We start from the raw sequence: 21,613 nt of genomic DNA, 5'->3' as shown, positions 1-21,613 counted from the left end.
CAATAAAAGCAGCGAGATACGCTGCTTTTATTTTTTTGTGCATATGCCCATCTTACTTGAATCTGGTCAGATCTCGACTTTAGGGCAATGTTATTTTAGACCTGTTTTAGTTACAATCCGCAGTTCATATTTAGCGTACTCAGTCGACGTTATGTTCCAGTTTAAACTCAGTGAGAGTTTGCAGTTACGATAAGGATATACTTGTGGAAAAAAAACAGGTCTCGTGGGTTGGTGTGGCGTTGGCAATTTTTGCCTTAGGTCATGTGGTTAACTTACTCATCGATAAGCAAAATGCTGAGATATCGCCCGAATTAAAGCAGCAAATTTCCGACACGATCTTGGCTCACAGACCACCATCCGCCGCGAATAATTTTTTCACTGCTACTCCGAATAATCTTCAGGTGGCTGACGATTCGACCAAAATCCGGATGCCCGCCAAGTTAGCCCAAGTGAGTCAAATCTACAGTAATCTCAGTGCATTTGCGGCGCTCAAGCAAGATGGCACTGTGGTGGCATGGGGCGATCCTGACTGTGGTGGTGATATCAATAACGCCCAAGAGCCTCTGGTTAATGTAAAACGGTTGTATGCGGCTGAGGATACCTGCGGCTTTGCAGCATTAACCCATGACGACAAACTTATCCCTTGGGGAATGGGGGATGAATTTATGCCTTGGACTCGAGGAGTGAGACCTGTACTGAATGATGTGCGCGATTTTGTTATGGCTAAGGGGCTTTATGCAGCCATTAAGCAAGATGGAAGTGTCGTAAGTTGGTCTTTTGAAGATGCAGCTACTGCCGAGCTAAGCTCTGGTAAACACGCCGCGCCAGCGATGACGAATGTCGTGTCTGTATCTGTTAACTATCGTGCTTTTGCCGCCTTAAAACGGGATGGGACAGTAGTGACATGGGGGCAGGCTGATTATGGTGGCGATAGTCGCCAAGTGGCCTCAGAGCTTAACAATGTGAAACTACTCTATGCTAACAATAATGCTTTTACCGCGATGACAGCGACGGGCAGGTTGGTCTCATGGGGTAGGGTAAGAGCGGATCAAAAAGGCCGTGAGCAAGTGGCAAAGCTTAGCCAATTAATGCCAGCCGTAAAAGTGGTTAATACTGATAATGGCTTTGCGGCGCTGTTGGCGGATGGCAGTGTTTATACATGGGGGGAGGGGGATTTAACAGAATATCATGTTCCATTTCCTGCTCGCTTATCTCACCCAAATCGCGCCAATAAAGTGATTGATATTTTTGCAAATCATGACGCGTTTGCCGCCTTAACCATCAGTCGACAACTTATCGTTTGGGGTAGTAAATTCCATGGTGCTGATACGTCAGTTCTTAAGGATAAGTTGCAAAGCGTGCATCAGGTTTATCCCTTTGATAAGGGATTTGTCGCGCTACGTGGGGATAATACGGCTATCGCTTGGGAAGGATGGGAATTGGTAGAAAAGCAGCCACGTTATCAAGAGGTCACTCAGGTGAGCAAAGTGGTGACCTACGAACGGGAATTTGCCTTTTTAAAGCAGGATGGCACTGTGGTTGATGGTCACTCTGGGCCCAAAACTGACATTACCCAAGCAACGGATATTTTTCCCACGGGTTTAGGCTTTACGGTTAAACACCAAGATGGCTCGATTGCAGTATGGATGGGGGACGATTCTGCGGTGACGCTAGATAAGCAAGCCGTTGATTTGAGCCAAATGCGCGACATTCGCAGTAATTTGCTTGATGCCATTGCTTTAATGGCCGATGGCACAGTTCAGGCATGGAATATGATGGGCTTTAGCGAGCAAGCTACCCAATAACAAGCACAATAAAACTAAAGGGCTAAGGTTATTTACACTTTAGCCCTTTCTAGTTAAGCGAGGCTTTTCTCGCTTTCCGCTTGATTGGCTTTGATTTCCCGCAGATAGCGATAAATCGAATGCACCGAAATACCCAATCGAGTGGCCGCGACTTGGGCGCTGTCCTTAAGCTCGAAAATCCCTAATTCATGGAGTTGATTGACAATTTCGCGACTTTTTTGTGAGGTTGATACGGTAGGGTTAGAACGTACTTCATGGTTAATACTATCGATAGTGCTATGGAGTGCTTCATCAATATTACGGGCAAATACCTCGGGTGAACTGGTGAGTTCATGGTTAAACAAGTGTTCTGGCATCATAGTGCGTAGTACCGATTGCAGCGGGGCATCCATATCGGTATTGATGCATAAAAGCCCTATTGGCTGATTTTTACTGTTACGGATAACCGTGGTGATGGATCTGAGCGTCTTACCATTGGCACATTTTGTTAGGTAAGCATCGGAAATATCCTGACCCGCTTTAAGTTTAAGCAAAGCAAGATTGGTAATGGGGGCACCTACTTCACGTCCAGTAATATGGCCGTTGGCAATTTTGACTACAGACGGGTGTTTTGCATCCAAACTGTGCAGCACCACTTCAGTATGTTGACCATACATGGCGGCAATCCCATCAACAATATTCTCGATGGATTTGAGCATGTCCCAATCATTTTGGGTTAAATCTATCAGCTTCACCATTTCAACCTTTTATCATTAATTTATTCAAAATCATTAGGTTAAAACTATTATGTTGACATAATGTCGATAATGGTGACATCGGTGGATGACATGCCATTAAGGATCATTTTGCCAATGTTTTTAATGGTTTTTTCCACATCGGTTGCGATGATGCCTTGGCCTGAAACATTCTGGCTATTTAATGCCATTAAAAATGAGCGCACCGCCGCACTCGATGAAGTGCTGACCTTCATTGAACAGGAGGCTTTAGCGCCATCACACACCATACCAGAGCTATCGCTAATGACGTTTTGGATCGCGAAACAGGATTGCTCGAATGAGCCGCCAGCAATATATACCATTGCCATCGAGGCTGCTGCACTGGTCACTGTGTTACCACAAAATGCAGAAAGTGGCGGGTAGTGTGACTTGATATAAATCGCCCCTAGGTGACTCATAATTAAGGCGCGGGCGAGTTTCTCCTCGGTGACGTTATAGCATTGCGCGGTTAATACCACGGGAATGGTCGCGGCAATCCCTTGGTTGCCACTGCCAAGATTACTCATTGCGGGGAGGTTTGCACCACCCATGCGCGCATCGGAGGCCGCAGCAGTTAACATCACAATTTTATTCAGTAAATCTTCGCCTATTATCCCTGCCGCAATGCCACTTTTCATGGTGCGGCCAACTTCGAGTCCATAGGGCTTTGCCATGCCTTCATCGGATAACTTGCCATTTAATTCGGAAGCTTTAAGGATGAATTTGATCTGATCGAAGGGGACTTCTTGAGCGAATTGATAAATCGATTTAATACTGATATCGATTCCATCGCAGATAGAGCCAGTAGCTGTGGTTTGGGTGCTATCCGCAGTAAAAACCAGCTCACCATTGAGGCGTTTTTCGGCTATTAAGGTGTGCCCACCACAAATTTTAACTAAGGCTTCTTGCTCACCCGCTTTTAAGGTGACGCAGCAATAGATAAACTCTTCGGTTTCAGTTCGTTCAACTTTCACTTTGCCCGCATCAATAAGATCTTGCGCTTGCGCGACTTGTGCAGGGCTAATGGTGGCAAGTACTTCTAAGCCTGCTTCGGCATTACCGGCAATAGCACCGGCGGCAGCGGCTATTGCAAGGCCAATTTTACCTGTGCCAGGAACATACACGCCCATAGAGTTTTTATATAAATTATCAGATACCTGCACTGAGATAGTCTCAGGTTTGATACCCAGTAAAGCGCGAGCAACTGCCGAGGCATAGGCGGCAGCAATGGGCTCTGTACAACCTAGCGCTGGTTTTACAACTTGGTTAAGGATCTGAATATACTGCTGCCATAGGGGGTTCATGAGCTTACAACCTTATTTGAATAGTTAAATGTTAACCTGCGCTATCTATCCGTTTCACTTCTATACTCTGGCGCTCTGCTTCAGATTTTCAACGATTGAATGCCACATGTAACCTAATATGCAACATTATTTGCATTTTACCTTTTTTTGCAATTATTTTTTAATTAATCGTCAGTGTGAGGGCAACGCTAAGTTATTTTGGGCATATTGATAGTTTGAGATTGCAGGCTTGGATTTTACATTCGGGCAAGGATAGACTCAGTCAATAGTCTATTGGTGGGTTTCTTACACTAAGTTGGGGAATATGAAAGAACGAATCAAAGTAAAGGCGAATATTTTCAAGGCTCTGGGCCATCCAACCCGTTTATGGATTGTCGAACAACTCGCGGATGGCGAAAAATGTGTTTGTGAGTTCGTTGAAGCAGTCGATGTTGATTTTTCAACTATTTCTAAGCATCTATCTGTGCTGCGTAACGCAGGAATTGTGGATATGGATAAGCGTGGTAAGCAGATTTTTTATCGTCTAACCCTCCCTTGCCTACTCAATTCGTTAAGTTGCATTGATACGCTGCTCAATCACCAAATTCAGAAGCAGATCGCATTAATAGATTAATTTGGCACCTATCATTTGGTCAAATGGCAAAATGACAAGCAAATGATCAAAGGAGCGATAATGAATATCAAAATTCTAGGTACAGGTTGTGCTAAGTGTCAAAAATTAGCAGAAGCAACAACAGCAGCGGCAGATGCACTTAATCTTGATTATCAGTTAACTAAAGTCACTGATATTGAAAAAATTATGGATTATAACGTGATGTCTACACCCGCATTAGTGGTGGATGAGCAAGTCAAACTCACGGGTCGCCTCGCCAGTGTCGATGAGATCATGACGTTGCTTAAAGCACATGCAGAGTAATGACATCTAGGAGTCGGCATGAATGCTAAGAAAATCGTCAAATACCTGCTACTCAGTATTGTTTGTTTAGGATTTGCGCTGGTGGGATATCAGCAATTCGGCGCTTCAGCACCCAGTGCGGCTGAGAATCTTGATGTTGCTACAACAGTGGCTCCTAAGCTAAAGGATGGGCTGAATGTTTATTATTTTTATGGTAATCAGCGCTGTACAACCTGCGTGCGGATGGAAAAGTTTACTCAAAAAACCTTGATGGAGAATTTTTTTAAAGAAGTGCGCGATGGTGAGATGCAACTCAATCTGGTCAACGTGGACTTAGCTGAGAACCAACATTATATCGAGGATTATGAACTCATTTTTAGATCGGTAGTCATTTCAACCTCAAAGGAGGGGGTTGAAACCGAGTGGCGCCGTTTAGATAAAATTTGGGAGCTGGCTAATAATGAGGTGGCTTTCCAACAATATTTGACCGAAGAGATTGAGGCTATATTGGGGCAAACCCATGGATGAGTGGGCAGTTATGCTGCTGTCCGCCTTTTGGTTTGGCATTCTAACCTCTATCAGCCCATGTCCACTCGCCACCAATGTGGCGGCAATTTCTTATATTAGCAAAGGGATACAATCACCGTATCGGGTGTTTGGTACAGGGCTTGCCTACACGATTGGACGTATGCTCAGTTACTTGGTGCTCGGCGTCATACTCGTGGGGAGTTTGCTCTCTACGGTGACTTTATCCGTACTGCTACAGAAATACATGAATCTGTTACTTGGGCCTATCTTGATATTGGTGGGGATGTTTTTACTGGAGTTACTGACATTACGCTTACCCGGTGATGGCGCCTTAATCGAGAAATTAAAGGCCAAAATTAATCCACAGGGATATTTAGGGGCTTTGCTACTGGGCATTTTATTTGCACTATCATTTTGCCCCACTTCCGCGGCGCTCTTTTTCGGATCGTTACTGCCGCTCGCGCTAGAAGCGCAATCGAGTATTGCACTGCCAGCGATTTATGGATTAGCCACTGGGCTACCGGTTTTAGTCTTTGCGATCCTATTAGGTGTTAGCGCCCATCGCGTCGCGAAAGCCTATAACCATATATTGGCGTTCGAGCATTGGGCCAGAAAAATCACCGGAGTGGTGTTTATCATTATTGGCAGCTATTACGCTTGGGTTAATATTTTCGCTCCATTTCTGAGCCAGCGTTAAGGGTGATAACAGTATTAAGTTCTTGCTACCTATTTTTGCTTGATAACCTCGAGCATAGAATTGATTAATTCACTATGCCTCCCATCCTTATTTGAAGTGAAACTCACATTAAATTCACACTGTTATTCCAGTGACACACCATCTGTTTCTTTAAAATAAGTATCCTTGAGGGCTCGACGGCGGCATCTGCTGTATATGGCTAGATTTATAACAAGAATCGAATGTCGTGATCACAGGGTCAATGATGTTCCAGACATCATACTGACACTCCCCATATCCCTGTCGGCCAGATGTGAATAAGCGACCATGGCCGCCAACGGTCGCCTCCATGATAGTGTTTAATTCGGTTAATTCCTGTGTATGTCTGATAGTCGATTCTTATAGAAAATTTATAACCTTGATTAAGGAGGATTGTTCGTGGTCATGCCCGTCATGTCAGCAAGGTCACTTGCAGTTTATTGGGCTGATAAGGTCACCGAGGTTAGTGATGATAAACAGCCAAGGTCAGCCAGTACGTATGTCAGCCTGCATATGGGGCCTGAATGCTGTGAATCAAGGTCAATCACAGCCAGAAGTGAGCCTAAAAGAATGGTAAAGCTGAAACGATATCAAGTGATTACCCACCAAGCTGTATAAAAAACAGCTACCCTAAAAAAGCAAATTCCTATAGCATCATTTATACCCATTTACATGGGTGTGGCAGCGGTCATATTTAATATTTAGTCAACAAGCGATTCATGCCCTACAAACAGCGCAGCGCATAAATACTAAGACGTTAGCACGGTTGGCTACTTACGGAGAAGAAATGAGATCAATTCTGGTCGTTTTGAGTTTGGGATTACTAACGGCCTGTGCAACAGGATATCAGGTTCATACTTGGTCAGGCGGTTATAAAGACTCCCAATTAGGGGATGGGCATTACCTGGTGGAATATTATGGTAATGGCACAACATCACCTACGACGGTCGAACAGTTTTGGGCTAAACGTGCATCTGAACTTTGCCCCGCTGGTTTTGAAGCAGTTAACAATGATACAGGCGCTACAGACGGCGGTATTTTTGTTGGTGGTACGGTGTCTATCGACCACCCATGGAAAAAAGCAGAAATTAAATGCAAGTAGTCTGTGCTAATAAGCGCAGTCACAAACGGCCACTTCGTGGCTTGGACCTTAACCGCTGCTCGGCTTTCGGCCTGTGCTGCGAGTGTTATAGGGCAAAGAGGCTCATCCATTGAACGATAGTGACGTAATCGAAGTATTTTTAGATGAAATCTGTGCACTATTTCCTGAAGTGAAAGTGCGTATGGATTTACACGAAGATGATATGACAACATTTAAAATGGAAGCATTTGCAAATGCTACAACTTTGGCAATCTCGTCTGGACAAATCGAATTGGCAAAAACGTACATGGACTACATGGACAGAAAGCTAATAAATGCAAACCCCAAAGAATTTGAATTCATTGATGTCTATTATGTTGAGCATTTGTTTTGGAATGCCACTGATGTAGCTAGGCATGTTGGGTGGCCACTTGTACCATCAAAACTAAAGGAGCTTTATGTTAAGTTCCATGGCAAATCAGCCCTATCACAAGGCTAGACACGGCGATGTATTCTCCGTAGCGGCTTCCCTTCACTACAAAGCCGCCGGACGCTCGGCGTTAAATGGCTCTCCGGAAAATGCGTAATCTTCTAGTTTCTTTAATAATTTTATTTTCTTCCTTTGTGAAGGCTGATACTGATCCATGTGATGTTGACAGTTACCCAGTAAAGGGCGAAATGGTATTGCATCATACGAACTCGTTTTCGCTACCTGCCATTTATTATAAGCAAGGTGACACTCGAGTAATTGTTTCTACGGAAAAAGCGATTGTCTTTGTAAAGCAAAATATGTCTGACAGTAAAGGCTATTTAGCTAAAGCCAAAAGCCACATTATTAGCTCCTTAAAGAACATAAGTAGCTCTGAAATAATTGACCAGTCAGTTTTACAAATACCATTGGAGGGGTTGGCTTCAGAAGAGTTAAACGTGGGAATCCATGTCATGGCAGGTTACCAAGGGCTTTTTGAAGGTGTGCTGTTTAATAACGAGGCTGCTGTAGAAGTAGACGGAAAGTTAATCCATGAAACAAGAGCGACTTATATGGTTGGTGAAGATCCCCAACCTATGCATGAGTTTAAAGTAGTTCACAAGCTCAATGTTGTTTATAGAACTAGTTTGGTATTTAACAAGTGTTGGCTTGACGTAAAGTAACCATTTAACAAGCCAAGCCGACGGGACAATTTTTAGTAGGTTCACGTCGCTTCGCTCCTAATTTTAGCCTGCTTAAAAGTTGCCCCTGCTTGGGGCGTTGGTATCAATGGGAAATTTAGTGAATATGATGGATATTAAAGAACTAAAAATAACTTTCCAAAAGTTAGACCCAGACAAAAAGCTCTTTTTCTTAGGTGAAATGGTTTCTCTTTTTGAGCAAAAAGAACACTGTGTTTTTCAAGATGGCTGTCAATGATATCGGTCATAACATGTCTCTAGTAAATAATTTCTTTTAAATTCATCTGTTGCCGCTAATCAGTGGGCACTAAATAGATGATTTAGTGCCCATGGCGATAGACTAGAGGGAGAGGCGCAGCGCCAGTGCCGCTAGGGTGACAAATAGCACTGGTAGCGTCATCACTATGCCGACGCGGAAATAATAACCCCAGGTAATATTAATATTTTTCTGCGCCAGTACATGCAACCATAGCAGGGTCGCTAAACTGCCGATGGGGGTGATTTTGGGGCCTAAATCGCTGCCAATCACGTTAGCGTAGATCATGGCTTCTTTAATCACGCCAGTTGCATTGCTACCGTCTATCGAGAGGGCGCCGATTAACACCGTTGGCATGTTGTTCATGATGGAGGATAAAAAGGCAACCAAGAAGCCCGTGCCCATAGTGGCAATCCAAAGCCCTTGTTCTGCCAAGCTATTTAATACGCTCGATAGGTAATCCGTTAAGCCTGCATTGCGAAGACCATAAACCACCAAATACATGCCGAGTGAAAAGATCACTATCTGCCATGGTGCGCCGCGCAGTACCTTAGTGGTATCTATGGCATGGCCTTTTTTCGCGACCATAAACAGGATTAGGGCACCCACGGCAGCCACTAAACTCACGGGCACACCGAGGGGTTCTAAGCCAAAAAAGCCCACCAAGAGTAAGACTAAAACTCCCCAACCGGTTTTAAAGGTTTGAGGGTCGCGAATGGCGGCCTTAGGTTCGCGCAGTTTTTGCAAGTCGTAGGTCGCGGGTATATCTTTACGGAAAAACAGATGCAACATGACTAAGGTGGCACTAATGGCAGCAATATCGACGGGCACCATCACAGAGGCGTATTCGTTAAAGCCAATGTTGAAGAAGTCGGCCGAAACAATATTGACTAAGTTAGAGACGATTAACGGCAAACTCGCGGTATCGGCAATAAACCCCGCCGCCATTACAAAGGCCAAGGTCGCTCCGGCGCTAAAACCGAGTGCCAGTAACATCGCAATCACTATGGGGGTGAGGATCAGCGCCGCGCCATCATTGGCGAATAAGGCGGCAACAGTCGCGCCGAGTAACACTATGTAAGTAAAGAGTAAACGGCCACGACCTTTGCCCCAACGGGCCACATGTAGCGCGGCCCATTCGAAAAATCCCGACTCATCCAATAATAAACTGATGATGATCACGGCAATAAAGGTGGCGGTCGCATTCCAGACAATATTCCACACCACAGGAATATCCCCTAACTGTACCACTCCTAACAGTAAGGCCAATACGGCGCCTAAGGTGGCACTCCAACCTATGCCTAAGCCCCTAGGTTGCCAAATCACTAACACTATGGTGAGAACAAAAATTGCCCCTGCTAACCACATACAAGCTCCTAAAAGGGCAGAGACTGTCTACCCGTAACCCTAAAATAATGCCCATAAGATACATTAATGCTGTTTTGCCAGTTGGCTTAATCGCGCAATACCAATGGGTTCTTCTTCCTGCAATGGGATTAATGCCAACCGTGAGGCTAAGCCCTGTTGCACTTTTTCAATTTGCGCCAGTTCATGGCGAGCGCGCACTTTTAATAATGGTGACGTCGTTCTGGCAACGGCGAGGCTATTATTGATAAGCCATGCCCAAGGTTCAATCCCTGCGCGGCGTAAATCTTCCTGCAGATTGGCGGCTTCGAGAACTGGGGTGGTTTCGGGCAAAGTGACCAATAACACCTTAGTGCGCGCTTTGTCTTGCAACTGCATCATAGGGGTTGAATAGTGAGCGGTTTCACCCATACGTTTCGCGACTTCACGGTGGTAGGCTCCCGTGGCATCGAGCAGCAATAAGGTATGCCCAGTAGGCGCAGTATCCATCACCACGAAGCGTTTACCCGCATCACGGATAATGCGCGAAAACGCTTGGAATACGGCAATTTCTTCGGTGCAAGGTGAGCGTAAATCTTCTTCTAACAAGGCTTTACCTTGGGCATCTAAATCTTTTCCCTTGGTGGCTAACACCTGTTCACGGTAGCGCGTGGTGACTTCAACTGGATCGATTCTGCTCACCTGCAAATTCGCTAATTGACCATGAAGTGTGTGCTCTAAATGTGCGGCAGGATCTGAGGTGGTCAGATGCACATCTAAGCCAAGCTCTGCCAATCTGACGGCGATCGCGGCCGCCAGTGTAGTTTTACCGACACCACCTTTACCCATCAACATGATAAGACCATGGTCCTGCTGCGCGATTTCACTGATTAAGCTATCCAGTGTAGACACTTGGGGCGGATTGTCTTGCTTACATTGGCCTTGCCCATCCATTGCGGGTAAGTCCATGTCTTGCACAGGCATAAAGAGTTGGCGTAACGGCGCAACACCGACCATGTTCATCGATTGAAGCGGTAGCGTTTCGTGGGGCAAGGCCGCGAGAATGGGGGATAAATTGGTGAGCACTGTTTGTTCACGTTGATAGAGTGCAGAGGCAAGGGGATCATTGAGTGCCGCACCTTCGGGCAATACGCCGTTAATCACCAGATATTGATCCTTAAGGCCTACTTGACGTAATTCTTGGTGAGTGCGCTCAACTTCAATCAGGGTTGATTGCTGTGGGCGCGCAACTAAGATCAAGCGTGTTTTGTCGGGATCGGCCAGCGCAGCTAATGCTTGCGCGTAGCGTTCCGCCTGTTTTTCAAGGCCTGCTAATGGGCCAAGACAGGAAGCGCCCTCGGGGTTAGTCTCGATAAAGCTGCTCCAAGCCCCTGGGAGTTGTAACAAACGGATAGTATGCCCCGTTGGCGCGGTATCAAAAATAATATGATCGAAATCTTGCAGTAGGGATTCATCGGTTAATAAACCAGTGAATTCATCGAAGGCAGCAATTTCTGTGGTACAGGCACCTGATAGCTGCTCTTCGATGCTACGAACCACATCTGCTGGCAATATGCCTTTGACGGGATCCACAATACGGGCGCGGTATTGCTCGGCGGCGACCTGAGGATCAATTTCCAGTGCCGTTAGTCCCGCAACGCTGTCGATTGGCGTGAGTTTATTACCTATGGCTTGCCCGAAAACTTGGCCCACATTGGATGCGGGATCGGTACTGACTAATAACACCCGCTTACCACTGTCGGCTAAGGTAATTGCTGTCGCGCAGGATAGTGATGTTTTACCGACACCGCCTTTCCCCGTAAAGAATAGGAATGCGGGAGGATTCTGAATAAATTTCATTAGGCTATCCTTGATGTTTTCAAATGGTTAGTTGACTAACAGCAAGAGGTTTTTCCACTGCAGCAAGAAGAGGGGGTTGTCGCAGGCGCTTCGACTGTGATATTAGCCCAGCGGGCAAGTTCCTGCCGACTCGGATATCGGCCCGCTAATATCATCTCACCATTAAGGAGAATGAGCGGTAGGGATTCTGCGCCAGACGTTTCTAAAAAGCGTCTGACAAGGGGATTTTCTGCAAATGCCATAGGCTGTTGGGATAAGTTAAAACGATCGACTGTAACGCCTTGTTGTTTTAGCCATTGGCAATCCGCGGAAAAGGTAACGAGTGCTTGGTCAACGTCAGTGCCACATACGCCAGAGCTGCAACATAAAGCGGGATCGAATATTGAAAACTGAGTCATAACTTTTCCTCGTAACATGGATTCCGGTTTGAAAGTGAAGGCGATAAAAGCAGGAACAGGCGCCCTAAAAAACCACTTGAAATAAATATATGAATTTCCATATGTACTATACGCTTGAAAAAAATGGAGTCAAACATCCAGAGGATATTGACCGTTAAAATCTAAAAAATCTGAAATGGATCATCTTCATATATCAGAAAGTATTAAATAACTTTTGGTTATTAGGGCGTGTTGACGTTTCGAGATTAGATTTTGTTTGTTCTGACAAGCTCGTGATCGCGAAGCGAGGATTGAAGTGGTGTTATTCTACTCAAATAACGAGCGGCTCGTATGAAAGTAAGTAAGAGCAAGATCTTGCCAGACGAACCCTTCGGGCAGCGTTTGGCTGGCGTTTCTTGCGTTATCGCCCGTTTATGTAGAATAACTACACCGCACGGGCTTTGCCTTGCATAAAAGCCTGCCAACTCGCTGCAAAAATAACCCTGAAACGTCAACACGCCCTAGTCACAGTTTTCAACTTGGGACGGTGTCAGCTGCTCAAGTCAACTACTGCAGGAACGGTGTTAACTGGTATTGGTGGGGCTTTATCTATTGCGTACGCCAATGATGCGAAGCAATCCTAAAAAAGGCCGTGATTAAGATCCTAAATGACTCAACACGCCTTAATCACTAAACATCAGAGAATCTAATACCCCTTGGCCACTGTGAACGCCGCCCTCTGTCACCATGGCGGATTTGCTCCGAATTAAATATCCTGCATAACTGGGGCTATCGAGTGTGGCGCCATTGACCATAGCGGGCTCACCATCAATGTGGATGGTGAACATACCTATTTCAGGGATCAAGTCATCGATGGTTTGTATTTCACCGCTGCGCACCACTAAGGTTTGCGTCGCTCTGGGCATGGGATGTAAGCGGCGCATCAAAGACCAAGCTTGATATTGCGCAGGTTCCAGTTCAGCTAATTTTTGTGGAATATCAGCACCAAAGAGACAATGTCCACCGCCTTCACCTTGATTCTTCAGCACCCAAGTATCTACGGGGGACTCGGCGACTAACTGGTCGCTCTCTTGGGTGACTGGGCGCATTTCACCGAGGAGTTGTTTGACAATCTTGGCTTGTTGCAGTGTTAAACCAAACTGAGTCAACGCCATTTCATCTTGGGAGGATAACAGCATCTGCATCCGCTTACTGGTCGCAAGCTGTTGGCCTACGGTGGCATTGACGGCGACACGATGTTGTTCAATCAACACACGAATAGCCATCAGGGTTTGGCAGTTTTTATTGCCGTTGATATCAGAGGATTCGTAATCTGCATATTGATAACCCGCACGCAGATAAACAGTATCAATCGAGCCAACGCCTGCGAGTATAAGCCTATGTTTTGCCCCAGTTGTGAGCTGGTTATGGAGTTCACTAAAGGTTCTGCGCAGGGTCTGTATGCCTTTTTGTTGCAGTGCGAGTTCGAGTAAATGTTGATCAAACACATTGTCTTCATTTTCTTGCACTATCATCAAAAACCTTGCTGGCCCTGTATCGTTAAACTCTTGCTTTATCTTAAGTGTCGCCTGCGCTATCCCTGCGGATAATTGCTCAATGGCAGGATTATCAACAAGTTCACCCATAGGCTGCCAAGGCCATTGCTGCTGTAAATAATGGTGGAGCTGGTGGACTCTTTGACCAAAGGGCCTCATACCCGCCGCAATGCCATTAAATTCCACCAGTTTTGGCCCTAAGTCCCTATCGTCCATAAAGTCGCTGCGCATAATAAGCAGTGGCATTCTCTGCGCTAGAGGAGGCGATCCATGTATTTGTTGATGCATGCTGAGCAAGGCTTCAAAGAAGGGCTCGCTTGCCGTGATCGGTTGAATTGCATCATATAAAAAAGCATGTTCTTCAGACACATAATGGATAAGTTTACCGAGTAAATGCACTGAATCTTTTAAGTGCTGATAGTGGCCTCGACTGATTAAACTTGGGGTTAAGGTAAATGGGGCGTGGCGGGCAGAATACTGGGTTTCTTTAAACGCCATACCATGGGTTAGCGTCCATTCTATTGCATCATCTTTGATTTTTAGGCAACTATTTGAATTCATTATGCTTCTCTTGAACTGGTCGAATTATTTGGTAATACCAGTAACTTATTTTTTAAATGGCTTTGTTTTAGATGCTTTAGTTTGGGATTTAGTGGCCTTAAGGCACTCACTTTAATGGCATATTGTGAGTACCACATCGAGCTAGATCATCATTTTGTGTGTTAACTAAAGACATAGCTATAAAGAAATCCTGCGCCGACTGCCATGCCCAGAATGACGCTTAGGAAAGCAACAATCATCTGATTTTTAAAAATCGCTTTGAGTAGGATCACTTCGGTCAAACTGGCCCCCGCACTCCCTATTATCAAGGCCATCACAGAGCCCATCGCCATGCCTTTTTTGATCAAAGCAGCGCTGAGTGGTATCAAAGCTTCGGCGCGGATATAAAGTGGAATACCTATTAAGGCTGCAGCAGGGATTGCATACCATTTTGCTTCACCAGCATATTTAACAATCAGATCCGTAGGAATAAAGCCGTAGATTAATGAGCCTAATAGGATCCCCACAAACAGATATGGCACTACCTGTTTGAAATCTTTCCAAGTTGAACGCCAAGCTCTTATCCAGCGGTTTTCATGTATATCGTTTGCTGCTGTTTTAGTTTGGAGATTACAGCAAGAAGCGGTAATGGGCGCAGGCATAGTTTTATCGCAAACGGCTTCAGTTATTGAAGATTGAGTATTACAGCAGGAAGTGGCAGCTGGCACGGTTTTAGTATCGGAGCATGGGGTTGCAATATCCCCTTGAGCATAGGCTTCCTCACGCACATACTTTTCAAACCCCAGCTTTTCAAGTACAAAGCCAGCCGCTACGGAGACGCTTATCGCCACTAAAAAGTAAAACAATGCAACTTTAACCCCAAAGGTGACGACAAATAACCCGATAATAATCGGATTGAGTAATGGACTGGCGAACAGGAATACCATCATAGGACCAAAACCGGCACGGGCTTTGAGCAGCCCTTTCAAGAAGGGAATGGTGGAACAAGAGCAAAATGGGGTAATAGACCCAAGTAGCGCAGCCACCACATAACCTTTGCCATTGCGCGAGCTTAGTAGCGCTTGTATTTTTTGAGGGGTGATAAAGGCTTGTAGAATGCCCACTAGATAGCTTATGGCTAGAAATAGTAGCGTAAGTTCAACGGCAAGAAAAACGAACATGTTTGCCGTTTCTTTCAGCATGGCTAGGGTTTCAGGATTCATTTTTTACCTCTGTGGTATTTATATTTCGAATATTCCAGAATAATAGTATTCAACTGAGATATTTTCAATACTTAATTTCTGGAATTATGGAAATGTTTGGGTATGCAGTGTTGATGTCGCGTGGGTATAGATATTTCTGGTATTATCGAATGACTTAACGAAGTGAGGCCGATATGAATATAGCTGATATGAATGTAGCTGATATGAATGTAGAGAATGCAGCTAAGGTATTGAAAGAGTTGGGTCATCCGACACGCCTCGCCCTGTTCAGGTTATTGGTCAAGGGCGGCTATACTGGTGTTGCTGTCGGTCAACTACAGGAAGAATTACAGATCCCAGGCTCGACACTCTCACACCATATTAGCGCCCTGATGTCGGCGGGGATTATCTCCCAACGGCGTGAGGGAAGGGTGTTGTATTGTGTACCTGACTATGATTTATTGCAGGGGTTGGTGCATTTTTTACAGGATCAATGTTGTAGTGGTCAGTGAATTGTTTTGTTAGGGGATCTGTAAATCCGGTTATGTGCATATTTACACATATGATAAATCGTATATAGTGTCGGTATCTTTATAAGGACCCATTCCCATGAAAAAACGTGTACTTTTTCTCTGTGTTGGTAATTCTGCTCGTTCGCAATTCGCTGAGGCCTTATTAAGACACCAAGCCCACGGGCAGTTTGAGGTGTTTAGTGCCGGTACGGAACCTGAATCTATAGACGAGCGAACGCTTTATATTTTGCAAAAAAATAATTTGCAAACAAATGAATTACGTTCAAAATCCGTCAGTGAGTTTAGTGGTCAATCCTTTGATTTTGTGATCAGCCTCTGTGAAAAATCCACGCAAGAGTGTCAGAGTTTTCCCTTAGCAGATAAGCTTATTGCATGGGATTATCCCGATCCAAGAATCGAATCGGGCACTCGGGGGTTTGAACAAACCTTTAGAGAGTTGAACGAAAGGATTAAAATGTTTGTATTAGTTCAGTCTAAGGACATCAATGATTAATCCGACCCAGTTTTTTAAATGTTTAGCCGATGAAACCCGCTTGCGTTGTTTGATGTTGATCCAGCATGAGGGTGAGCTCTGTGTCTGTGAATTGACCGAGGCATTGCAAGAGATCCAGCCTAAAATTTCGCGGCATCTAGCTCAATTGCGTAAATGCGGTTTATTAGTCGATCGCCGTCAGGGGCAATGGGTGTTTTATCGTATTAATGCCGATTTACCCGAATGGAGTAAGTTAGTGTTAAGCGAAGTCACTAACCAAAACACTGTCTTCCTTGAAGAAAATATGCGTAACCTGTGCAAGATGGGCGGGCGTCCAGAGCGTGCAAGAGCCTGCTGCTAAAGACTATCTTTGCTAGCGACTAAATAAAAAAATTTAATTTAAAACATATGAAATTTCATATGTTAAAAGTGACCAGAGGCTTATATGGCACCTTTTATTAAAGTGCTTTTCTTATGCACCCATAATGCCTGTCGCAGTATTCTTGCCGAAGCTATAGGCCGAGATCTCGTGGCTAAGCAGGTTTTGGCGACTGATGTTGCGCAATGGCAGTTTGCGAGTGCAGGCAGCGATCCTGCGGGAGTGGTTCATCCACAAACCCTATTACAGCTCGCACGCAGAGGCTATCGTACCGACGGGCTCAGCAGCAAAAGCTGGGATATGATGGCGGATTTCACTCCCGATCTGGTGATTACCGTATGTGATAATGCCGCGGGAGAAACCTGTCCTTTGTGGCTCGGTCAAACACTCAAGCTGCACTGGGGTTTGCCGGATCCGACCTCAACGGATCCCACCGACATGGATGCGCAATTCAGCCGCGTCATTGGCACGCTTGAAAACCGTATTAAGGCGTTAATCTCGTTGCCGCTCTGGGCTGGTATCGATGCTCAAAAGGTTTCATTAGAGTCAATTGCGAGCCAATTTCCACTAACATAAAGATCAGCCGCTAATGCTTAAGTGGGTTGTTATTCAATTAACAACATAATAAGTATTTTTGCTGTGCCGCTTTCATGTTTTCCAAGGAAGTTTGATTATGCTGCAAATATTTTCAGATTTAGCGAGTTGGTTAACCTTTGGGGTGATGGGCCTCGATCCCAATACTAAGCTTGCCGACACCATCCATTTTTTTATTGAAGATACCACTAAGATTTTTGCGCTCCTGCTGCTAATGATTTACGTCATCGCTTTGGTGAGGGCGTCACTCAATGTCGAGCGCGTTCGGGATTACTTGGCGGGTAAAAATCGTTTTGTCGGTTATTTTATGGGATCGGGCTTTGGCGCCGTCACCCCATTCTGCTCATGTTCGAGCATTCCAGTTTTTTTAGGTTTCACCTCCGCGGGGATCCCCGTCGGGATCACTATGGCGTTTTTGATCACTTCGCCGTTAATTAATGAAGTGGCCATTCTGTTGCTTGTGAGTCTGTTGGGCTGGAAGTTTACTGTGATATACGTGCTGGTTGGTATGTCAGTGGGTATGCTGGCGGGCGCTTTTTTAGACACGGTTCGCGCCGAGCGTTGGCTACAGTCCTTTGCCGCCAAAGCGTTCGAAAAAGGTAAGGCGCAAGCGAACCACGATAATGGCGAGGGTATGACATCAACATCCATGACGTTAACCGAGCGACATGAGTTTGCGAAAGGCGAGACCCTAGAGATTTTTGGTCGAGTGTGGAAATGGGTCATTATTGGGGTCGGGCTTGGCGCCGCGCTCCACGGATTCGTTCCCGATGGTTGGATTGAAGCCCACTTAGGCGATGGCCAATGGTGGTCGGTTCCTGCGGCGGTATTGATTGGCATTCCCCTGTATTCCAATGCCACAGGGGTTATCCCCATCATGGAGAGCCTTATCATTAATGGCTTACCCGTAGGGACAACATTGGCATTTTGTATGTCTACGGTTGCCGCCAGTTTCCCCGAATTTATTTTGCTCAAGCAGGTGATGCAATGGCGTTTGCTGGCCATCGTTTTTGCCATTTTACTGATTTCATTCACCTTAATAGGTTGGATATTTAACGGGATCAGCCCCATTTTGTGAGAATTATAAAAATGTTAAACATCAAAGTATTAGGTAGTGGGTGCGCTAAATGCACTAAAACAGCCGAGATCATTACGGCCATTGCAAACGAGAAGGGCATCGGTATTTCTCTGGTGAAGGAAACTAATCCAGAAGTCATCATGGATTATAAGGTGATGAGTACGCCTGCGGTGGTGATTGATGAGAAGCTAGTGCATTGGGGCTCAATTCCCCCTAGAGATATGATTGAATCCTGGTTTGGGGAGTAACACTTAAATGTCACATCCATTTGATATTTTGCCCCTAGACAGTGGCGCTAGGTTGATTTTTACCCCTTGCCCTGGGACTAAATCTGTCCCCCTAGCGGATGCAGTTGCCAATCTTAAAGATGCGGGGACTGACGTCATCATTACCTTGATGCCGTTGGCCGAATTGCAGTCATTTGGTGCAGCATTATTGCCCGAGATCTGCCGTGAAGCGGGGATCCTTTGGTTGCATTTACCTATAGAAGATGATGCCGCCCCCGCAGAGGAATTTGAGCGAGCGTTTGCGCGGCACAGGACTGAGCTGCTGACTCTGATGCAAACCCAATCCACGATTGCCATTCATTGTCGCGGTGGTTCGGGTCGCACGGGGTTAATGGCGGCAATCTTGCTGTTACTGGCGGGAGGCTCCTTGGTTGAAGTGATTACCCAAGTGCAATCGATTCGCCCTAATGCCTTAACCAATGTGCATCAGCGCGGCTATATCGAACAGATAACGCTTTAATCTTAAACAAATAATATAAAACACCTAATATAAAACTGAGTGTGAAGGATACAGGTATGACAATCAAAATCGGGATTAATGGCTTTGGCCGTATGGGACGTTTAGCGCTGCGCGCCGCTTGGGGTTGGGATGAGGTTGAATTTGTGCAGATTAATGATCCCGCAGGGGATGCGGCGACCTTAGCCCATTTGCTGACATTCGACTCTGTGCATGGTCGCTGGCAGTACGAAGCCAATGCCGAGGGTAATGACATCATTATCGATGGCAAGCGTATTAGCTGTACACGCAATAAAATCATCGCCGAAACCGATTGGTCCGCCTGCGATGTGGTGATTGAAGCCTCGGGTAAGATGAAAACCAAAGAAGTGCTACAAGCTTATTTAGATCAAGGCGTTAAACGCGTTGTAGTCACTGCGCCTGTTAAAGAAGAGGGCGTGTTAAACGTCGTCATGGGGGTGAATCATCAACTCTATGACAAAGCTATTCATCCGATTGTAACCGCGGCCTCCTGTACCACTAACTGTTTGGCGCCAATCGTCAAAGTGATCCACGAAAACCTCGGCATAGTGCATGGTTCCATGACGACTATTCACGATATTACCAACACTCAAACTATTTTAGATGCGCCGCACAAAGATCTTCGCCGTGCGCGGGCCTGTGGTTTAAGCCTAATCCCTACGACAACGGGCTCGGCGACGGCCATTACCCATATTTTCCCTGAACTTAAAGGTAAGCTCAACGGCCATGCCGTGCGGGTGCCGCTTGCGAATGCCTCATTAACCGATTGCGTGTTTGAGGTGAGTCGCAAAACGACCGAAGCTGAAGTCAATCGCCTGTTAAAAGAAGCGGCAGACGGACCGCTAAAAGGCATTTTAGGTTATGAGGAACGTCCATTAGTCTCGGTCGATTATAAAACCGATCCCCGTTCGAGCATTATCGATGCGTTATCGACCATGATTATCAATGGCACTCAGGTCAAACTCTACGCTTGGTATGATAACGAGTGGGGCTATGCCAATCGCACTGTCGAACTGGCCCGTATGGTCGGTCTGATGGATAAGGCATAGGCTTTATGGGTAAGCTGACAGGGTTCTTGTCTAACATATCACCCGAGATCCGCCAGTATTTGGTGGTCACAGGCAACTATTGGGCATTCACGCTCACCGATGGTGCATTACGTATGTTAGTGGTGCTCTATTTTTATGGCTTAGGTTATAGCCCGCTGCAAATTGCCATGCTATTCCTCTTCTATGAAATCTTCGGGGTGGTAACGAACTTAGTCGGCGGCTGGCTCGGGGCGCGTTTAGGACTAAATAAGACCATGAATGTGGGTCTGTTTATGCAGATTGTTGCCCTTAGCATGCTGCTTGTGCCTAGCGGTATGCTTACGGTTGCTTGGGTGATGGCGGCGCAGGCCTTGTCAGGTATCGCTAAAGATCTCAATAAAATGAGTGCTAAAAGCAGTATTAAGTTGTTGGTGCCCAATGATGCTCAGGGTGAGCTGTATAAGTGGGTTGCCATGCTCACTGGTTCCAAAAATGCGCTAAAGGGTGCGGGGTTCTTCTTAGGTGGCGCCTTGCTGACCCTGTTTGGATTTCAGTATGCCGTGTTAGGTATGGCGATTGGTCTATTGCTGGTGTGGATTTTTAGTCTGTTAAGTTTGCAGCGCGATTTAGGTAAAGCTAAAAACAAACCTAAGTTCACGGAAATTTTCTCTAAGAGTCCGGCGGTAAACACGCTTTCTGCCGCACGCATGTTTTTGTTTGGTGCGCGGGATGTGTGGTTTGTGGTGGCTTTACCCGTTTATTTGGCCTCAACCTTTGGTTGGGATCATTGGTATGTCGGCGGTTTTCTCGCACTCTGGGTGATAGCTTACGGCATAGTGCAAGGTTTTGCGCCCAGATTTACCGGTACTAAGCAGACGGGCAAAAACAAGGTTCCCGATGGGCGTAGCGCCTTAGGTTGGGCGGCGATATTGAGCATAGTGCCGGCATGCATTGCACTGGCAATAAGTTATGACTTCCATGCCGCGAATATACTGATTTGGGGATTAATGCTGTTTGGGGCCTTATTCGCTATCAACTCTTCATTACACAGCTATCTTATCGTCAGTTATGCCGATGAAGACGGCGTGTCTTTAGATGTGGGTTTTTACTACATGGCTAATGCTATGGGACGCTTGATCGGGACAGTGCTGTCTGGCTGGGTGTATCAAGTGTATGGCATGGCGGCTTGTCTGTGGATATCGGCGGTATTTATTGCGTTAGCGGCGCTTATCTCAATTAAGCTTCCAAGACATAGAGCGATATAAAAGGCATTAAACGCGAAAAAATGTCATAAATTACATCTGAATTAACATATATGTAATATTTCATATGTACTCTGGCGGTGTTACATAAAGACAGTTAAATGACACCTATGT

General features: G+C 45.7%; 25 protein-coding genes and 1 pseudogene. 19 read left to right on the top strand and 7 right to left on the bottom strand.

All coding sequences use genetic code 11. From position 1 onward, the window contains the following. Positions 1 to 203 precede the first annotated feature (203 nt). Entirely contained in the window at positions 204 to 1,805 is a 1,602-nt protein-coding gene (locus L2744_RS05900; protein WP_248991030.1) for an RCC1 domain-containing protein, read from the top strand. A gap of 53 nt (positions 1,806 to 1,858) precedes the next feature. On the opposite strand, the gene L2744_RS05895 is transcribed toward L2744_RS05900, so the two are convergent. Then, positions 1,859 to 2,539 (bottom strand): helix-turn-helix transcriptional regulator, encoded by a 681-nt coding sequence (locus L2744_RS05895; RefSeq protein ID WP_248991059.1) that lies wholly within the window; start codon positions 2,537 to 2,539, stop codon positions 1,859 to 1,861. Between the two features lie 50 nt (positions 2,540 to 2,589). Further along, positions 2,590 to 3,864, bottom strand: coding sequence for an L-cysteine desulfidase family protein (locus L2744_RS05890; protein ID WP_248991029.1), 1,275 nt, complete (start codon positions 3,862 to 3,864; stop codon positions 2,590 to 2,592). Positions 3,865 to 4,168: 304 nt separating this feature from the next. Between L2744_RS05890 and L2744_RS05885 the strand changes: the two genes are divergently transcribed. The 9 genes and pseudogenes from L2744_RS05885 to L2744_RS21535 all read left to right on the top strand — a co-directional run bounded on the left by L2744_RS05885 (position 4,169) and on the right by L2744_RS21535 (position 8,491). Beyond that, complete coding sequence (locus tag L2744_RS05885; RefSeq protein WP_248991028.1) at positions 4,169 to 4,477, top strand: ArsR/SmtB family transcription factor; 309 nt, start codon at positions 4,169 to 4,171, stop codon at positions 4,475 to 4,477. A 60-nt stretch (positions 4,478 to 4,537) separates the two neighbouring features. Beyond that, a complete protein-coding gene (locus L2744_RS05880) occupies positions 4,538 to 4,780 on the top strand; it encodes a thioredoxin family protein (protein WP_011790224.1) in 243 nt (80 codons plus the stop codon). An 18-nt stretch (positions 4,781 to 4,798) separates the two neighbouring features. After that, entirely contained in the window at positions 4,799 to 5,287 is a 489-nt protein-coding gene (locus tag L2744_RS05875; protein ID WP_248991027.1) for a nitrophenyl compound nitroreductase subunit ArsF family protein, read from the top strand. After that, positions 5,280 to 5,984, top strand: coding sequence for an aromatic aminobenezylarsenical efflux permease ArsG family transporter (locus L2744_RS05870; protein ID WP_248991026.1), 705 nt, complete (start codon positions 5,280 to 5,282; stop codon positions 5,982 to 5,984). Before L2744_RS05875 ends, L2744_RS05870 begins: the two co-directional genes overlap by 8 nt. Before the next feature lie 397 nt (positions 5,985 to 6,381). Further along, positions 6,382 to 6,507: pseudogene (locus L2744_RS05865) on the top strand (IS91 family transposase); the annotation flags it as partial. A 282-nt stretch (positions 6,508 to 6,789) separates the two neighbouring features. Beyond that, positions 6,790 to 7,104, top strand: a complete 315-nt coding sequence (locus tag L2744_RS05860; protein WP_248991025.1) for a CC0125/CC1285 family lipoprotein — start codon at positions 6,790 to 6,792, stop codon at positions 7,102 to 7,104. Between the two features lie 109 nt (positions 7,105 to 7,213). Next, the gene (locus L2744_RS05855) at positions 7,214 to 7,582 is read left to right on the top strand and encodes a DUF7674 family protein (RefSeq protein ID WP_248991024.1); all 369 of its coding nucleotides are present in this window, start codon (positions 7,214 to 7,216) and stop codon (positions 7,580 to 7,582) included. An 80-nt stretch (positions 7,583 to 7,662) separates the two neighbouring features. Continuing rightward, a complete protein-coding gene (locus L2744_RS05850; protein ID WP_248991023.1) occupies positions 7,663 to 8,235 on the top strand; it encodes a hypothetical protein in 573 nt (190 codons plus the stop codon). A 124-nt stretch (positions 8,236 to 8,359) separates the two neighbouring features. Beyond that, positions 8,360 to 8,491: a hypothetical protein gene (locus tag L2744_RS21535; protein WP_283103895.1), complete on the top strand. Its 132-nt coding sequence runs from the start codon at positions 8,360 to 8,362 to the stop codon at positions 8,489 to 8,491. Between the two features lie 102 nt (positions 8,492 to 8,593). Here L2744_RS21535 and L2744_RS05845 read toward each other — a convergent pair whose 3' ends face one another. From L2744_RS05845 to L2744_RS05825, 5 genes are all read right to left on the bottom strand, one after another. Beyond that, positions 8,594 to 9,877 (bottom strand): arsenic transporter, encoded by a 1,284-nt coding sequence (locus L2744_RS05845; RefSeq protein ID WP_248991022.1) that lies wholly within the window; start codon positions 9,875 to 9,877, stop codon positions 8,594 to 8,596. 63 nt (positions 9,878 to 9,940) lie between these two features. Then, positions 9,941 to 11,713 (bottom strand): arsenical pump-driving ATPase, encoded by a 1,773-nt coding sequence (arsA, locus tag L2744_RS05840; protein WP_248991021.1) that lies wholly within the window; start codon positions 11,711 to 11,713, stop codon positions 9,941 to 9,943. Positions 11,714 to 11,748: 35 nt separating this feature from the next. Next, entirely contained in the window at positions 11,749 to 12,111 is a 363-nt protein-coding gene (gene arsD / locus L2744_RS05835) for an arsenite efflux transporter metallochaperone ArsD (protein WP_248991020.1), read from the bottom strand. A 662-nt stretch (positions 12,112 to 12,773) separates the two neighbouring features. After that, positions 12,774 to 14,207, bottom strand: coding sequence for a glutathione synthetase (locus L2744_RS05830; protein ID WP_248991019.1), 1,434 nt, complete (start codon positions 14,205 to 14,207; stop codon positions 12,774 to 12,776). 161 nt (positions 14,208 to 14,368) lie between these two features. Further along, a complete protein-coding gene (locus L2744_RS05825; RefSeq protein ID WP_248991018.1) occupies positions 14,369 to 15,409 on the bottom strand; it encodes a permease in 1,041 nt (346 codons plus the stop codon). A gap of 203 nt (positions 15,410 to 15,612) precedes the next feature. Here L2744_RS05825 and L2744_RS05820 point away from each other — a divergent pair, with 203 nt between their 5' ends. From L2744_RS05820 to arsJ, 9 genes are all read left to right on the top strand, one after another. After that, entirely contained in the window at positions 15,613 to 15,900 is a 288-nt protein-coding gene (locus tag L2744_RS05820) for an ArsR/SmtB family transcription factor (RefSeq protein WP_248991058.1), read from the top strand. 97 nt (positions 15,901 to 15,997) lie between these two features. Further along, positions 15,998 to 16,414: an arsenate reductase ArsC gene (locus tag L2744_RS05815; protein WP_248991017.1), complete on the top strand. Its 417-nt coding sequence runs from the start codon at positions 15,998 to 16,000 to the stop codon at positions 16,412 to 16,414. After that, positions 16,407 to 16,754 (top strand): metalloregulator ArsR/SmtB family transcription factor, encoded by a 348-nt coding sequence (locus L2744_RS05810; RefSeq protein WP_248991016.1) that lies wholly within the window; start codon positions 16,407 to 16,409, stop codon positions 16,752 to 16,754. The genes L2744_RS05815 and L2744_RS05810 overlap by 8 nt, the downstream gene beginning before the upstream one ends. An 84-nt stretch (positions 16,755 to 16,838) precedes the next feature. Further along, complete coding sequence (locus tag L2744_RS05805) at positions 16,839 to 17,348, top strand: arsenate reductase ArsC (RefSeq protein ID WP_248991015.1); 510 nt, start codon at positions 16,839 to 16,841, stop codon at positions 17,346 to 17,348. Positions 17,349 to 17,445: 97 nt separating this feature from the next. Continuing rightward, positions 17,446 to 18,444, top strand: coding sequence for a permease (locus L2744_RS05800; protein ID WP_248991014.1), 999 nt, complete (start codon positions 17,446 to 17,448; stop codon positions 18,442 to 18,444). 11 nt (positions 18,445 to 18,455) lie between these two features. Beyond that, positions 18,456 to 18,692, top strand: coding sequence for a thioredoxin family protein (locus tag L2744_RS05795; protein WP_248991013.1), 237 nt, complete (start codon positions 18,456 to 18,458; stop codon positions 18,690 to 18,692). A gap of 7 nt (positions 18,693 to 18,699) precedes the next feature. Continuing rightward, a complete protein-coding gene (locus L2744_RS05790) occupies positions 18,700 to 19,191 on the top strand; it encodes a phosphatase domain-containing putative toxin (protein WP_248991012.1) in 492 nt (163 codons plus the stop codon). Positions 19,192 to 19,247: 56 nt separating this feature from the next. Beyond that, entirely contained in the window at positions 19,248 to 20,258 is a 1,011-nt protein-coding gene (locus L2744_RS05785; protein ID WP_248991011.1) for an ArsJ-associated glyceraldehyde-3-phosphate dehydrogenase, read from the top strand. Positions 20,259 to 20,263: 5 nt separating this feature from the next. Beyond that, positions 20,264 to 21,502: an organoarsenical effux MFS transporter ArsJ gene (arsJ, locus tag L2744_RS05780; protein ID WP_248991010.1), complete on the top strand. Its 1,239-nt coding sequence runs from the start codon at positions 20,264 to 20,266 to the stop codon at positions 21,500 to 21,502. Positions 21,503 to 21,613 lie beyond the last annotated feature (111 nt).

Source organism: Shewanella profunda (assembly GCF_023283765.1).
In the GTDB taxonomy this organism is placed as follows: Bacteria; Pseudomonadota; Gammaproteobacteria; order Enterobacterales; family Shewanellaceae; genus Shewanella; species Shewanella profunda.
This window is presented reverse-complemented; position numbering and strand designations above follow the sequence as displayed.

Excerpts from the sequence above, each read along its gene's own strand:
- L2744_RS05890 (WP_248991029.1), bottom strand. The coding sequence starts at position 3,864 with ATGAACCCCCTATGGCAGCAGTATATTCAGATCCTTAACCAAGTTGTA.
- L2744_RS05885 (WP_248991028.1), top strand. The coding sequence starts at position 4,169 with ATGAAAGAACGAATCAAAGTAAAGGCGAATATTTTCAAGGCTCTGGGC.
- L2744_RS05880 (WP_011790224.1), top strand. The coding sequence starts at position 4,538 with ATGAATATCAAAATTCTAGGTACAGGTTGTGCTAAGTGTCAAAAATTA.
- L2744_RS05875 (WP_248991027.1), top strand. The coding sequence starts at position 4,799 with ATGAATGCTAAGAAAATCGTCAAATACCTGCTACTCAGTATTGTTTGT.
- L2744_RS05870 (WP_248991026.1), top strand. The coding sequence starts at position 5,280 with ATGGATGAGTGGGCAGTTATGCTGCTGTCCGCCTTTTGGTTTGGCATT.
- L2744_RS05860 (WP_248991025.1), top strand. The coding sequence starts at position 6,790 with ATGAGATCAATTCTGGTCGTTTTGAGTTTGGGATTACTAACGGCCTGT.
- L2744_RS05850 (WP_248991023.1), top strand. The coding sequence starts at position 7,663 with ATGCGTAATCTTCTAGTTTCTTTAATAATTTTATTTTCTTCCTTTGTG.
- L2744_RS21535 (WP_283103895.1), top strand. The coding sequence starts at position 8,360 with ATGATGGATATTAAAGAACTAAAAATAACTTTCCAAAAGTTAGACCCA.
- L2744_RS05845 (WP_248991022.1), bottom strand. The coding sequence starts at position 9,877 with ATGTGGTTAGCAGGGGCAATTTTTGTTCTCACCATAGTGTTAGTGATT.
- arsA (WP_248991021.1), bottom strand. The coding sequence starts at position 11,713 with ATGAAATTTATTCAGAATCCTCCCGCATTCCTATTCTTTACGGGGAAA.
- arsD (WP_248991020.1), bottom strand. The coding sequence starts at position 12,111 with ATGACTCAGTTTTCAATATTCGATCCCGCTTTATGTTGCAGCTCTGGC.
- L2744_RS05830 (WP_248991019.1), bottom strand. The coding sequence starts at position 14,207 with ATGAATTCAAATAGTTGCCTAAAAATCAAAGATGATGCAATAGAATGG.
- L2744_RS05825 (WP_248991018.1), bottom strand. The coding sequence starts at position 15,409 with ATGAATCCTGAAACCCTAGCCATGCTGAAAGAAACGGCAAACATGTTC.
- L2744_RS05820 (WP_248991058.1), top strand. The coding sequence starts at position 15,613 with ATGAATGTAGAGAATGCAGCTAAGGTATTGAAAGAGTTGGGTCATCCG.
- L2744_RS05815 (WP_248991017.1), top strand. The coding sequence starts at position 15,998 with ATGAAAAAACGTGTACTTTTTCTCTGTGTTGGTAATTCTGCTCGTTCG.
- L2744_RS05810 (WP_248991016.1), top strand. The coding sequence starts at position 16,407 with ATGATTAATCCGACCCAGTTTTTTAAATGTTTAGCCGATGAAACCCGC.
- L2744_RS05805 (WP_248991015.1), top strand. The coding sequence starts at position 16,839 with ATGGCACCTTTTATTAAAGTGCTTTTCTTATGCACCCATAATGCCTGT.
- L2744_RS05800 (WP_248991014.1), top strand. The coding sequence starts at position 17,446 with ATGCTGCAAATATTTTCAGATTTAGCGAGTTGGTTAACCTTTGGGGTG.
- L2744_RS05795 (WP_248991013.1), top strand. The coding sequence starts at position 18,456 with ATGTTAAACATCAAAGTATTAGGTAGTGGGTGCGCTAAATGCACTAAA.
- L2744_RS05790 (WP_248991012.1), top strand. The coding sequence starts at position 18,700 with ATGTCACATCCATTTGATATTTTGCCCCTAGACAGTGGCGCTAGGTTG.
- L2744_RS05785 (WP_248991011.1), top strand. The coding sequence starts at position 19,248 with ATGACAATCAAAATCGGGATTAATGGCTTTGGCCGTATGGGACGTTTA.
- arsJ (WP_248991010.1), top strand. The coding sequence starts at position 20,264 with ATGGGTAAGCTGACAGGGTTCTTGTCTAACATATCACCCGAGATCCGC.